Source organism: Flavobacterium anhuiense, assembly GCF_900101855.1.
In the GTDB taxonomy this organism is placed as follows: Bacteria; Bacteroidota; Bacteroidia; order Flavobacteriales; family Flavobacteriaceae; genus Flavobacterium; species Flavobacterium anhuiense.
On the sequence record NZ_FMVC01000007.1, the window covers coordinates 38191 to 53204 of the forward strand.

Sequence of the window (15014 nt, forward strand, 5' to 3'; positions counted from 1 at the left end):
ACAATCACGTTGAACACCTGCATTAAGACAACTTAATGCAGGTCTCGATGCAAGTGAGAAAAATATAGATCCATGAAATTAAAAAAATATATCATTTATTTATTGCTGCTGTCTTCAGCAGGCATAATGGCACAAAAGCCCCCAATTTTCTTTCCTAAAGAAAATCTGATGGCAATGGGAATTTATTATTACCCAGAACATTGGAATAAAAAAGACTGGGAAAGAGATATCAGCAACATTTCTAAGATTGGTTTTGAGTTTATCCATATAGCGGAATTCGCTTGGATAGAGATGGAACCCGAAGAAGGAAACTACCAATTTGAATGGCTTGATGAAGTGATAAATCTTGCAGGAAAATACAAATTAAAGGTTATACTAGGCACCCCTACAGCAATTTCGCCTGTCTGGATGGGCATTAAATATCCTGAAATCTATCTGATGGACAGCCATTACCAAAGGGCTGAGCATGGCACAAGAGCACAGCAGTCTTTGAGCAATCCCGTATGGAGAAATTTTTCCAAAAACATCATTAGTAAATTGGCGGCACGCTACGGCCATAATCCAAATGTAATGGGATGGCAGCTCGACAACGAACCGGAAGCCAAAGAAGACTATAGCCCGTCCTCACAAGATGCTTTCCGCAATTGGTTGGAAAGTAAATACCGCACCATAAGCGCTTTGAATACTGCATGGGGAACTGCCTTTTGGAGCCAGACTTACAGCAGTTTTGGTCAGATTAAAATTCCAAATGCAAATCTTGTTGGATGGTGGGGAATCAATCCGCATGCCTTGCTGGACTTTAAACGATATACTGCCGATACGCAGGCCGATTTTTTAGATTTTCAGGCAGACATTATCAGGCCTTTAATTGCTAAAAATCAATTTGTAACAACAAATTATACTGCTACTACTCCATCAGCAGATCCAAGAAGAACAAAAAAACTCGATTTTAATGCTTTTACCAGCTATCCGAATAAAGGAGTTCCTAATATAGGAGAAAAGGGTTTTCGTCTTGGCGATCCAGAGGAACTTTCCTTTGCGCTGAGTTTTTTCAAAACTAAAGACTACATTTCTGGCATAATGGAACTCCAGCCTGGTTTTGTCAACTGGGGAAATGTTAATCCTTTGCTTCAGCCTGGAGCGGTGCGCATGTGGCTTTATCATTGTATGGCTGAAGGAATGTCCTTTGCGTGCTCCTATCGTTACCGCCAAATAAATTATGGCGCTGAACAATACCACAGCGGGATTACCAAACTTGATGGAACCACCCTATCGCAGGGAGGAAAAGATTACCAGCAGACCATGCAGGAAATGAAATCATTGAGAAAAGCTTATAATCCCAAAGCGGTAATGCCTAAAGAAATACAGGCTCGAAAAACTGCCTTATTATGGAATTATGACAATTTATGGAGCATGGGACGCCAAGGGCAGACAAGCCAATGGAATACCCTAGCTTTTTTCCAGAAATATTTGGAAATCGCAAAATCATGCGGCGCGCCGGCAGAAATAATCTACGAAAACGAGCCATTAGATTCTTATAAGGTGGTGATTGCCCCTGCTTATGAGCTGGCAGACGAGAAACTTATCAATAAATGGACAGAGTATGTAAAACAAGGCGGGCATTTAATCTTAACGGTGCGCACCGCTGTTAAGGACAAAAACGGACATTTATTCCAAGGATGGGGAAATCCGATATACGGCCTAATAGATGCCAAAATTGAAGATTTTGACCATCTTCTGCCCTATGCAAAAGGCACAATTCAAGGTTTCGGAAAGGAGTATTACTGGAATAACTGGGCAGATCTAGTAAAAGCCAATAAACCTGAAAATGTGCTTGCTAAATACACTAATCAATTTTACGCAGGTACAGCATCTGCAGTAACCAACAAAATAGGAAAAGGAACTGTTACTTATATTGGCACTGATACAGACGATGCCCAACTTGAAAAAGACGTTCTGCAGCATGTATACAAGCAGGCCGGAATTGCTGTTGAACAATATCCTAAAGGTGTTTACATTAATTGGCGTGACGGTTTTTGGATCGCGGTAAATTATTCTTCAGAAGATTATCAGATAGAAAAAATATCCGGTATAGCAAATATAATAATTGGCGGCAAAACTTTGCCTCCAGGCGGTGTAACAGTTTGGCAGCAATAATTTTTTTAAACAATTACAGCCTTTGAACATCCCTGCAACTCTTGCTGCAGATTTAATGCTAACTATAAATTTAAACCAACCAAAATGAAAAAAAAATTAATCACTTTGCTTTTTACGCTGAGTTTATGCGCAAATGCTAATGTAAAAATACCGCTGCTTTTTAGCGACGGAATGGTCTTACAGCGCAATAAACCCATTTCTGTTTGGGGCTGGGCCGATTCAGGAGAAAAAATTGAAGTCGCTTTTAATAAACAGATCCAAAGAACTAAAGCAGACAAAAACGGAAAATGGCTTTTATACTTAAAGCCTGAAAAGGCAGGCGGTCCTTTTAAAATGGCGATTAAAGGAAAGAACAGCATTACCATTGAGAATGTTCTGGTCGGAGAAGTCTGGATCTGCAGCGGACAGTCTAATATGGAATGGACCGTTGGCCAAGCTCAGAATGCTGATTATGAAATCAGTCAAGCAGATAATCCTTGGATACGACAATTTTTAGTGGACAAAGATTTAAATTCGACACCTAAAGAGGAGCTCAAAGCTGGCAGCTGGAAAGAAAGCAGCAAAAAAAATACGGGCTCCTTTACAGCAGTGGGCTATTTTTTTGCAAAAAAAGTGTACAATGAATTAAAAATCCCAATCGGAATAATAAATGCTTCTTGGGGAGGTACGTGCTCAGAAACCTGGACCAGCAGAGAAGCTTTTGAAAAAAGCCCTGAGTTCAGCAGCATGATTGCCAATCTTCCAAAAGGCACAATGGATTCATTTCTAAAAAATAAACTCGATGCGCTTACAGTAAAAATTGAAGCTCTTCAAAAATCTAAAATAACTTCAAATTCTGAAAGCCAGTACAAAACAGCAAGCTTTGACGATAGCGCATGGCCAGAAATACATACCCCACAATTGTGGAACCAGCAATTAGGCAGTTTAGACGGCACGGTTTGGATGCGCAAGTCTTTTATAATTTCAAAAGAAGATGCCAGTAAAGAAGCTTTACTGGAGCTAGGCAAAATAGATGATGAAGATCTTTCTTATGTAAATGGAATTGAAGTGGGGAAAAATACCCAATGGGACAAAAAAAGAATATACAAAATACCTGCTGGAACGCTTAAAGAAGGCATTAACACGGTTGCAGTGCGAGTAACGGATTACAGCGGAGGGGGCGGCATTTTTGGCGATGATGCTGATCTAAAATTAACTGTAGGCACGACAATTGTGCCACTTGCAGGAAAATGGAAATTTCAGGTTACAGAAATCAAAACAGACCTTTCTCCAAACAGCTATCCCTCTCTTCTTTACAATGCCATGATCAATCCTTTGGTTCCCTATTCTTTTCAGGGTGTGCTTTGGTATCAGGGCGAGGCAAATGCTACACGTGCCGAACAATATAAAAAAGCTTTTCCGTTACTAATCAATGACTGGAGAACAAAATGGAATCAAGGTGATTTTCCTTTCTTTTTTGTACAGCTGTCTTCTTTTAATGAGTTTGGAGGAAACAGCAGTGTTGGCAGTTATTGGGCAGAATTAAGAGAAGCGCAAGCTTTCACCCTTAACAATGTTGCCAATACTGGCATGAGTGTTACTGCAGATATCGGAGATCCAAAAGATATTCATCCAAAAAACAAACAGGACGTTGGATATAGACTGGCTGCCATCGCTTTAAATAAAGTGTATGGCAAAGGAAATGTTTTCAGCGGACCAGCATACAAATCTATGGAAACAAAAGCCGATCAGGTACTCTTAACATTTGACAATGCCGAAAGCGGATTAACGGTTCATGATAAATACCAGTATATAAAAGGATTTGAAATTGCAGGATCCGATCATGTTTTTCATTACGCCAAAGCCCAAATAAAAGGCAGTCAGCTTTTGGTGTGGAGCGATCAGGTAAAAAATCCGCAAGCTGTCCGCTACGGCTGGGCTGACGATGCTAGCGACTGTAATTTGTACAATGCAGAAAATTTCCCTGCTATTCCTTTTCGAACAGATGACTGGAATACCATCTCAAAAGGCATTAAATACAGCTTTGAAAAATAAATATCTTTAATAAGCCAAGTGTATTGCATATTTCAAATTTCACTATCGATTCTAAAAGAAAATAAAATCGATAGTGATTGAAATAATGGCTGTGATTTTACATAAAAACAGTCCTTTTGATACTGCAGCTGCAGATAAATGATTAATTTAGACCGAATGAAAAAACATAAAGCCCTCTTATTATTTCTTGCTGTTTTTGGAATAATTTCGTTCCAGAGCATTCTTGCGCAGTCCAATTATATTTTTCATCAGTTGAAAACCAGCGAAGGGTTTTCGAGCACCAATGTCAAGACATTTCTAAGGGACAGTTACGGTTTTTTATGGATTGGCACTGAAACTGGACTTAATCGATATGATGGTTACGAATTCAAAGTTTACACCACCAACTCCAAAAAGCCCAATAGCTTAATTTCCAACGATATTTTAGGTCTTCAAGAAGATGGCTTGGGCAATATATGGGTCAATTTCGGGCATGATAATGCGATATATAACAGAGATAAGGACTGCTTTATTACAGACATCGCTTTTCTTTTAAACAAGCTGCACATTCATGCAGATAGCAACTGTAAAATTTATGTGGACAAAAAAAAGAATTTATGGGTTTTCAATAAAAAAAATATTTCTTTTTACGACATAAAAAAAAGGCATACTTCCATCTTTACCGGCGTAAGCATTGAAGACCCTTTTTATATTAGCGTAACAGATAATGGCGAGTCCGTATATTGCATTGAAAATTCTCAAAAATGCTGGCAGTTAAACAGTACTACAGGGCATATAAAAAACATTAAACTCCCAGTTTCAAGCAGAAGAAATGGAACTGATGAATGGCATATCGCTTTTCTGGACAGCAACAACGGTTTATGGGTCTATTTCAGCAATAACCCCAATGAAGTTTCTTATCAGGATCATCAAACTAAGAAATGGAGCTCTATAACATTAAAATCCAGTGTAGACAGCGACATTAATTTCGTTAGCAGCATTATCGAAAATAAGCCAGGCGAAATATGGATTGGAACAGACCATAAAGGGCTTTTTATTTTTGACAAATCAAAAAACAGCATAACAAACTGTGTTCAAAACCCAAACAAAGACAATTCTCTGCCATCCAACAATATAACCTGCATGTATCGCGACAACGATAGGACCATCTGGATTGGACACAGCAAAAAAGGGCTCTCTTTTTTTAATGAAAGCTTTAAAAATTTCATCAATTTCAAACACCCGGAATGCTCTGATATTAGCACCATAATGGAGGATCACAACGAAGATCTCTGGATTGCAACAGATGGGAAAGGACTTTTTAAAAAAGATAAAAAATCAGGAAATACTTCTCGAATTCCATTTCCCAAAGCAGCTATCACCTGTTTATTGGAAGATCGCAAAAACCGCATTTGGATCGGCACTTATCAAAATGGGCTGTTTTGCTGGCAAAATGGCGCCATAACCCAATATACCACAAAAAACAGCAAACTAAGCAACAACAATGTCTGGAACTTAAAACAGGACCGTTACGGAAATATCTGGATAGGGTCTATGGGAGGAAAAATACAGCAGCTTCCGTCAGATGCCACTAGTTTTGATTCTGTGATTTCTGTATTTGAAGATCAAGTCTTTGCACTCGATATGTTTTACGATTCAGGCGATGAGCTTCTGCTGGGCACAGGTTACGGGCTTTTCAATATTGATATTACCAATAATAAGAAAGTCGTATCGTATGGCAATAAAAAAGGAACGCAAAAATTCAAGCACTTTCAGATTTCTGCGGTCTACAAAGACAAACGCAATATTTTATGGATTGCCCATAATGATGGACTGAATATCTGGGATCCGAAAAAAGATACCATTTATTACTTCAACAAATCAAATGGCCTTTGCGACAATTCTGTCAGCGGCATATTGGAAGATAACCGCAATAACATCTGGGTTACCACCCCTAATGGACTTTCCATTTTAACTGTAAGTTATGATGCAAATGATAATTTATCCATAAGCAGCAAAAACTATTCGGTTAGGGATGGGCTGATGGATAATTATTTTAACAAACACTCTATACTGCAATTAAGAAACGGTGATATTTTGCTTGGCAATCTGGACGGATACACCATAATCAACCCTAACAAACTGCTAAAAGAAAACAAGCCGGTTTCAAAAATTATTTTTACAGGGCTAACTCTTGGAAATCAGACTATAGAGGTGGATTCTGTCTATAATGGACATAAATTGCTGCAGCATTCAACAGAATTGCTTTCCAAGCTTACTTTAAGGCACGATGACAGGCTTATCACTCTTAAGTTTACGAGCACGGATTTATTAAATGCCGAGAAGGTCAAGTATTTTTACAAGATTGAAGGGTTTAATTCGGAATGGATTCCTATTCAAGACAATAAAATTGCAATTTCTGCCTTACCAGCCGGCAATTACAAGCTTTTGGTAAAAGCGTACGATAATGCTTCGGGTTGGAACGATAATATCAAAATATTGGCATTGAGCGTACTGCCTCCTTTTTATTTAACTATCTGGGCGTATCTTTTTTATGGGCTAACGATAGCAGCCCTAATATGGTATACCGTGCGCAGATCAAAAATCCGCCATCATTTAAAATTGGAAGAACAGCGCGAGAAAATGAATCGTGAGAAGGAATGGCAGATTAACGAAATGAAGCTGAACTTTTTCACCAACATAAGCCATGATCTGAGAACTCCCCTAACCCTTATCATAACGCCTCTGCAAGTGCTCTTGAATGATTCTATGGATGAGGTTATGCGAAAGAAAATAAATGTCATCCATAAAAATGCACAGCAGCTTCTTTCCTTAATTAATTCGCTGCTGGATTTTCGCAAATTAGATGCAGGAATCGTCAGCTTAAACTTAAAGGCATCAGAGTTTGTAAGTTTCGCCGAGGATATCTGCAGTTCGTTTAACGTGTATGCCGCTGAACGCAATATCCAATTATCTTTTGAAAGCGAACTAGACAGCCTGCTTATGGAATTTGACAAGGATAAGATACAAAAAACACTTGCCAATCTGCTTTCGAATGCTTTTAAATATACTGCCGATGGAGGAAAAATTCAGGTACAAATTAGCCGCAACGATACTCAAGTCTGCGTCAAAGTTCTGGACACTGGTCCGGGAATCAACGATAAGGATAAACCGCTCGTATTTGAGAGATTTTATCAAGGAGGACAGAGCCAGAATGAAACAGGCAGCGGTCTTGGACTGCATATTGCAAATGAATACATACAGCTTCATGGTGGCACTATAACTATTGAAGATAATGTTCCGCATGGCTGTGCATTTACCTTTAAAATCCCAATTAGAGAAAGTTCTGAAAAGAATTTGATGCTTAGTCCTGCTACGATTGATATTCCAAACATTGAAGAGGAAAAAACAGAAAGTCCTACTGAACAAGTGGTTCTTTTTGTAGATGACAATAAAGACCTGTGCGAATTTATAGAAGACAACCTAAAAGATGACTTTACGGTGCTGACGGCCCATAATGGACAAGAGGCTATTGAACTGCTGCAAAAAAACAATATTACGGTTATTGTAAGTGATGTAATGATGCCTATAATGGATGGCATTGAGCTTTGCAAATTGGTCAAAACCAATATCTACTGGTCACATATTCCTGTAATTCTCCTAACAGCTCGCACTGCTGAGGAATATCATATTGACGGGCTAAAATATGGAGCGGACGATTATATCACCAAACCATTTAATATCCATATTCTCAAACTTCGAATTAATAAATTTATCGAATGGACCAAAAAGAGCCATGCCGCATTTAAACAAAAAATAGACGTTAATCCGCAGGAGATTACCATTACCTCTCTAGATGAAATTTTTATCGAAAAAGCGATAAAAGCGGTCGAACAGCATATTAGCGATACTGAATTTTCTGTAGAGAATCTAGGAGACACTTTAGGCTTGAGCCGAGGGCATCTGTATAAAAAACTAATGTTTATAACAGGCAAAGGCCCTGCCGAATTCATCCGTACAATCCGATTGAAAAGAGGACGACAGCTTTTGGATAAAAGCCAGCTGCAGGTTTCGCAAATAGCCTACGAAGTTGGATTTAATTCGCCGAAAAGATTCTCAAAATATTTCCGTGAAGAATTTGGTTTATCTCCTTCTGAATATCTAAAACTTCACAAAAAACTATAAAAACAACGCAATAAAAAAGCAGCCTTTAATATCATCATTAAGGCTGTTTTTTTTATTTTCTCAGTCTATATTCGTTTTATTTAAAAATGCTTCAAAAAACTACTATAAACTGCTTAAAAGAATATTTATTTAAAAATATGCTGCGAGAAAAGATACAGATTGTTCGCCCATTCTGTATCATCGTGCGCATTGCCATCTACATGCCATACATGAGGCACTTGATTTGCTTTTAGGCAGCCATGAATGCGCTGGCTCACATTGAAAAGCCAGTCTTTACTGCCGCAAGAAACCCACAATACTTTAAGATCTTTTCTTGCCGCTTTTACCTCTGGCACAAGCTTAAGAGTCGAAAGTCCTCCTACTTCATTTGTATTGGGTGCTGATGAAAAACCTCCAATAAAAGCAAAAGTATCGATATGGGAAAGGCCAATGTTTAGAGATTGCCCGCCTCCCATAGACAAACCTGCTAAAGCTCGCTGCTCTCGATTTCGGTATACAGCATAATTTGATTCAATATACGGAATGATATCCTTCAGCAGATCTTTCTCAAAAGATACTCCATAACTTTTATATCCCATTTCTTTCTCCTTCTCTTGGTCAGGAGTCGGATTTTCAACAGTGACACTTGAGTTGCAGTTGGGAAAAACCACCAGCATTGGCTTGATTTTTCCGTCACGGATTAAATTATCTATAACATCCTGGGCGCGAATCCAATCCGTCCATTGCCCTTTATCTGAATTAAGGCCATGCAGCAGATAAAGCACCGGGTATTTTTTATCAGCTGCATAACCTGCAGGGGTGTAAACTGCCATTTCGCGGCGCGTGCCCAATGTTTTGGAATTGTACTGGACCACAGTAAGTTTTCCCAAAGCCAATTCCGCGTGCTTGTCCCTAAATCCTTGTGGCGGATCTTCAAATGCCGGTTTGTCTTCGGCATTGAATACTATGGGCTGCAGGTTTAATTTTTTATCTGCAGCATTCTCTGTTTGGGAGTGTCCTATAGACCAGCAGAACAAGGCCAGCATCGCAATTAAAAATGGTTTGTTTTTCATTATTTATCTTCTTTATAATAGTTATTTATAATGTGCCAAGCTTTTTTCTTTTCTCCATTTTCAGAGATCAATCCTTTCCTATTATATCCCTTCTGATACACAGGGTGCATTCTTCCCAATGATCTGTAATCATACAATAGCCATGGGCAGACACCTCTTAAATTTGGAATAGTGTTAAACATTTCAATCTGATTTTTATAAACCTGCTCCTGATATTCTTCAGACCAGTAGGCAGCTTGATCTGCAGGAACATTCCTAGTTCCATATAATGCTTCTGCTCCAAATTCAGAAATAAACACAGGTTTATTAGAAAAATCTATTTTCCACTTCACCTCTGAAGGTTTTCCTTGCCAAGGAATATACCAGCCAATATACTCATTAAGAGCAACTAAATCAGAATAATTATAAAGCGGATCCCAGATATGAAATGAATTATTGGCATAACCTTGCGTGTTTATAACATGCGTAACCAATCTTGTAGAATCGATCCCTTTGCATTCTTTTGTTAAATCAATAAGCGCTTTATCTCTATTTGGAGTGCCAGGATATGTTTCGTTCGAAAGGCTCCAGACCACAACTGCACATCGGTTTTTATCTCTTGCAATCATTTCTTGCAGCATATCCTGCATTTTGTGAGGAACCAAACTATCGGAAAACTTAACATTCTGATAGATTGGAAGTTCGCTCCACACCATCAAACCCATTTTTTCAGCTTCTTTAATCATATCCTCATTATGCGGATAGTGGGCCAATCTTACTAAATTGCATCCTAGCTCTTTGGCTGAATTCAGCAATAGCCTATCATCTTCCGATGAAAATGCTCTCGCTTTTTTCATCGGATTTTCTTCATGAATGTTTATGGCCTTAATGAAAATAGGCTTTTTATTAAGCAAAATTTCACTCCCTTTGGTTTCAATGCTCCTAAAGCCAATTTCATCAGCAATGGAATCGGTGTTGCATTCCACAATTACAAGGTATCGTTTAGGATTTTGAGGAGACCATAGCTTGAACTTGGACGAAAATTCAAGCTTTGCATAACCGTTGCTATTGGTCTTTGTCTGATAAACAATATTTAATTCTGGCATTTTAACTATAATTTTTTGGGTCAAATTCTCGCCGTTTAATCGAATCCATCCCAGCACATTGCTCAGACTGCCTTTTTCTAGCTGGATGGAATAATCCTCAATGTATGTTTTTGGGGTTTCAATAATTTTGACCTCGCGAGTAATTCCTCCATAATTCAGCCAGTCATATCCTAAACCGGGAATTCCGTTCTCTAAACGCCTATTGTCTGCTTTTACAATAATGGTATTATCTCCATCCTTTACTTTGTCTGTAATTTCAAATTGGAACGGAGTGAAGCCTCCCTCGTGGCTTCCCAGTTTTTCTTCATTAAAATACACATCGGCGCTATAATTTACTGCTCCAAAGTACAGAAACTGTCTTGAATTTTTCTTTTTAAGAGTAACCGTTTTTTTGTACCAGACAGCACCTTCATAAAAAGCAAGCTCGCATAATTGCGAATTGAAGTCCCCCGGAACATTCAATTCTGGCGCACCGTCAAATGAATATTCAAAAAAATCTGTTTTCTTCTGCGGTTTTGGCTCTATCCAAACTTTCTTCCAGTCGCCAGCAGCTCCCGGATCAGACAGCACTTTCCATTTCCCATTCAAACTTGTTGAGTTTCTAGATGCGCCATTGGCCATTGCTGTTTGGGCATTTGTCGTGCTGGCTAAAAAAACTGCCAATAAAACGTTTATTATCTGAGCTTTGCAGATTTTTTGCAGTCGATCCATTTTCTATTCCATTTTACCGGGTTTATATGTGAAACTGTCAAAATCCGCAAAGGCCTTGGTATTCTTATTTTGGGATGAGGCATACAGTCCAACATATACGCCAGTAAAACCTCCATTTGTCTCAGAGCTTAGATACCAAACATTGATTTTATCCAAAAACTTAAATTCCTTTCCATCCAAAGAATAATAGAAGCTGTAAAAATCCTTATTGCCTTCCACTTTCAAATAAATTGTATCGGCAGGAATTTCCTCTTCGGATGCGGTATGATTCAGTATGCCCATTTTATAACGCAATACTAGTTTGTTTTTGCCTTTTTCTGTTTTTTTCAAAGAAAGGTCGTAATGCGCCTGACTCGAATAGAAAATGGTCATTCCAGCTTCATCTCCACTTTTTGCATTATTCAATGACATCACGGTCGAAGCTGAAAAATCAATGTGTTCCTGTCTGCGTCCTGCAAAGGTTGGCGAATCATTATCGTCTAAAGATACCGAAGTGGCTTTTAATCGCAATGCCCCTTTCTTTTCGGTAAGCGAGTATTGCTGCATGAAAGGATTTCTGAGATAATTCCAATCGACACCGAGCTTCATTTCATCAAAACTCGTAGAAAAATCATGAGGTTTTACAGCCTGTAATGGTAAAGTAGGCACATTCATATCTATATTTACTGTGCCATTGCCATTTATTACGGGCCAAGCATCTGCATCCCATCTTACAGGAGCCAAAAAGGTTTCTCTACCTAAAACATGGTGCAGCAGACTTTGCGGACGGAAAGCCAGAAAGACAATCCACCAAGAACCATTATGCGCCTGAATAAAATCGCCATGCCCAGTCCCTTGAATCGGATTGCTTTGAGCGATTTCATTGATATGGGTCAAAATCGGGTTGGCAGGATTGGACTCGTAAGGTCCGTAAATGTTCCTGCTTCGCGCTATGGTTATTTTATGGCCGTATTCTGTGCCTCCTTCTGAAATAAGCAGATAATACCAGCCGTCTTTTTTATAAATGTGCGGCGCTTCAGGATAACGTCCTCCTGTTCCATTCCACACCGTTTGTCCTTTGGTGAGTTTTTTTCCTGTTTTAATATCAATTTCGCAAATGGTAATGCCATTCTGATTCGATACAAAATAAGATTTGTCCCCTTCGAAATATAAAGAAGGGTCTATACCGCCTTGATCGACAAAAACGGGTTCTGACCATTCTCCTGAAGGATTATCGGTATGCACATAAAAATTTCCTCCGCCCGATACATTGGTCGTGACCATATAAAAACGCCCTTCATGATAACGGATTGTTGGAGCATAAATCCCAGCTGAAGGAGCGCATTTATCTAATTTTAACTGGGAAGGGCGCGTAAGGCAATGTCCAATTTTGGTCCAATTGATTAAATCTTTACTGTGAAAAACGGGAACTCCTGGAAAGTATTCAAAACTGGAAGTGACCAAATAGTAATCGTCTCCTACCCTGCAAACGCTCGGATCTGGATGAAATCCAGAAATGACTGGATTTTTGTATCCTTGCGCATTCAAAAAATGGCAGAATCCAAACATACTGATTAAAAGTATAATTATTCTTTTCATAATTGTAAATTATTGCAATGCTTTATTTTAAATTAAAATCTGCCACACCTCTAATATCAGTAGCCGAAGCTCCAATCATTATTCTGAATTTGCCTGGTTCTGCAATCCATTCTTTTTTAGTGTCGTCGTAATAAGAAAGATCTTTTTTTGTTAAAGTAAAACGCACTGTTTTTTCTTCTCCCGGCTCAAGCGAAATTTTTTCAAATCCTTTTAATTCTTTAGTAGGACGAGGCAGGCTCGATGTTTCGTCATTAACATAAAGCTGCACAACTTCTTTTCCTGCCACTTTTCCTGTGTTTTTTATGGAAACTGTCACCTCTAAAGAGTCGGCAGCTGTAATCGTTTTTGATGAAACAGCCGGCTTTCCGTACTGGAATGTGGTGTAGCTCAATCCATATCCGAAAGGGAAAAGCACAGGGATTTTTTTAGTATCGTACCAGCGGTATCCTACTAAGATGTCTTCTTTATAATAGACATTTTTTCCGTCACCTGGATAACAAAGCTGGTCAAAAGCATGCGCCCCGACGTCTTCCAATTTTTTAGGAAATGAAATCGGAAGTTTTCCTGACGGATTTGCTTCACCCGAAATAATATCGGCCAAAGCATTTCCTGCTTCAGAGCCAAGATACCATCCTTGCACAACGGCTTTTGTTTTGTTAAGCCAAGGCATTAAAACCGCATTCCCGCTTAATAGAACAACCGCAACATTATGATTCACTTTCTGTATTTCTTCAATCAGCTTGTCTTGACCGAACGGCAGGCTCAATGATTTACGGTCTCCGCTTTCACAATCTTGAAAATAATTTTTATTCAGCCCTCCAACAAAAAGCACTATATCAGCCTGGCGGGCAGTTTCAATTGCTGCGTTTTGCAAAGAATCAAGATTTAATTTAGAGGGTTCTTCGGCGCCATAAAGTGGTCTTCCCGAAGCGTATCCCATGCTGTAAACAATATTATTTTCGCCGTATTTATTCTTTAATCCCTGTAAAGGAGAAATTTCATAAGCCGCTTTCAATGACGTAGAACCTCCGCCAACAATCAGGCTTTTCACGGCATTTTCACCTATCACAGCAATTTTTTTATATCTGCCTTGTGGAATAGGCAAAAACTGTTTCTCATTTTTAAGCAGTACAATTCCTTCCTGTGCTATTTTTCGGGCTGCATCGCTATGCTCTGGCGAAACAAAACGGCCATAAGGACGATTGGCGCTCATAGTGGTCCGGAAAATCATTCGGAGAATTCGGCTTGCTTTATCGTCAAGTTTTGACATTTCGTATTTGCCTGATTTAATTCCCTTTAAAAAAGGATCGGCTAAATAATAGCTCGAAAAAGGAAAATGCCCTTGCGTGGTCAATCCGTTTGTATAAGTGCCCATTTCAATATCAAGTCCGCCATTGACCGCTTCATCCGTATTGTGGACACCTCCCCAATCGCTAACCACTACACCATCAAATTTCCAGTCGTTTTTTAAGATTTGGTTGAGCAAGATGTCGTTATGGCAGCAGTGCACTCCCCATATTTTATTGTATGCTCCCATGATAGACCATACGTTTCCTTCCTGAACTGCCGCTTTGAAGGCTGGAAGATAAATCTCATGCAAGGCGCGATCGCTTACATTGACATTAATTTCACCACGAGCAATTTCCTGATTGTTCAGGGCGAAATGTTTCACGCATGCCGCCACTCCATTAGACTGTACGCCTTGCACGTATGGAACTACCAATCGAGAAGCCAAAAAAGGATCTTCGCCCATATATTCAAAATTTCGTCCATTGAGCGGCGTACGGTAAATATTGACGCCAGGCCCCAATAGCATGGTTTTGTTTCGGTATCGAGCTTCTTCTCCTATGGATGTCCCGTAAAGCTGCGCAATCATTGGATTGAATGTTGCCGCAAGACACGTTAAGGCAGGAAAAGCAGTGCAGGAATCATTGGTCCATTGTGCCGAGTTCCATTCATCCCACAATTTTTCATCGCTCACTCCATGCGATCCGTCTGATGACCATACATCTGGTATGCCCAGACGCGGAACTCCCTTAGAGCTGAACTTTGACTGCGCATGGCAGAGCGCCACTTTTTCTTCTACCGTCATTCGCGATAAGGCATCCTTTACACGAACTTCTATTGGCTGGCTTTCATCTAAATAAAGAGCAGATTGCGTCCATCCAAAAAATGGTGAGAGGAAAAAATATAGTAATAGTAAAACAGTGATATATCTTTTTTTCATTATAGT

The 15014-nt window shown here is 39.3% G+C and carries 7 protein-coding genes; 3 read left to right on the forward strand and 4 right to left on the reverse strand.

The features are described 5' to 3' along the window. Positions 1-72 precede the first annotated feature (72 nt). The 3 genes from BLP44_RS18105 to BLP44_RS18115 all read left to right on the forward strand — a co-directional run bounded on the left by BLP44_RS18105 (position 73) and on the right by BLP44_RS18115 (position 8355). Positions 73-2157, forward strand: a complete 2085-nt coding sequence (locus BLP44_RS18105) for a beta-galactosidase (RefSeq protein WP_091134959.1) — start codon at positions 73-75, stop codon at positions 2155-2157. A gap of 84 nt (positions 2158-2241) precedes the next feature. Continuing rightward, on the forward strand, positions 2242-4191 hold the full coding sequence (locus tag BLP44_RS18110; RefSeq protein ID WP_091134961.1) for a sialate O-acetylesterase: 1950 nt from the start codon (positions 2242-2244) through the stop codon (positions 4189-4191). A 156-nt stretch (positions 4192-4347) separates the two neighbouring features. Beyond that, positions 4348-8355, forward strand: a complete 4008-nt coding sequence (locus BLP44_RS18115; RefSeq protein ID WP_091135283.1) for a hybrid sensor histidine kinase/response regulator — start codon at positions 4348-4350, stop codon at positions 8353-8355. Positions 8356-8480: 125 nt separating this feature from the next. Here the strand turns inward: BLP44_RS18115 and BLP44_RS18120 are convergent, their stop codons facing one another. The 4 genes from BLP44_RS18120 to BLP44_RS18135 are packed head-to-tail and all read right to left on the reverse strand — an operon-like array spanning position 8481 to position 15008. Then, positions 8481-9380 carry an alpha/beta hydrolase gene (locus BLP44_RS18120; RefSeq protein ID WP_211516893.1) on the reverse strand — a complete coding sequence of 300 codons (900 nt, stop codon included), beginning with the start codon at positions 9378-9380 and terminating at the stop codon, positions 8481-8483. A 26-nt stretch (positions 9381-9406) separates the two neighbouring features. Continuing rightward, the gene (locus tag BLP44_RS18125; protein WP_244511808.1) at positions 9407-11203 is read right to left on the reverse strand and encodes a glycoside hydrolase family 2 protein; all 1797 of its coding nucleotides are present in this window, start codon (positions 11201-11203) and stop codon (positions 9407-9409) included. 3 nt (positions 11204-11206) lie between these two features. Beyond that, positions 11207-12781, reverse strand: coding sequence for a glycoside hydrolase family 43 protein (locus BLP44_RS18130; RefSeq protein WP_091134963.1), 1575 nt, complete (start codon positions 12779-12781; stop codon positions 11207-11209). Positions 12782-12803: 22 nt separating this feature from the next. Beyond that, the gene (locus BLP44_RS18135; RefSeq protein WP_091134965.1) at positions 12804-15008 is read right to left on the reverse strand and encodes a glycoside hydrolase family 3 C-terminal domain-containing protein; all 2205 of its coding nucleotides are present in this window, start codon (positions 15006-15008) and stop codon (positions 12804-12806) included. Positions 15009-15014: the final 6 nt, after the last annotated feature.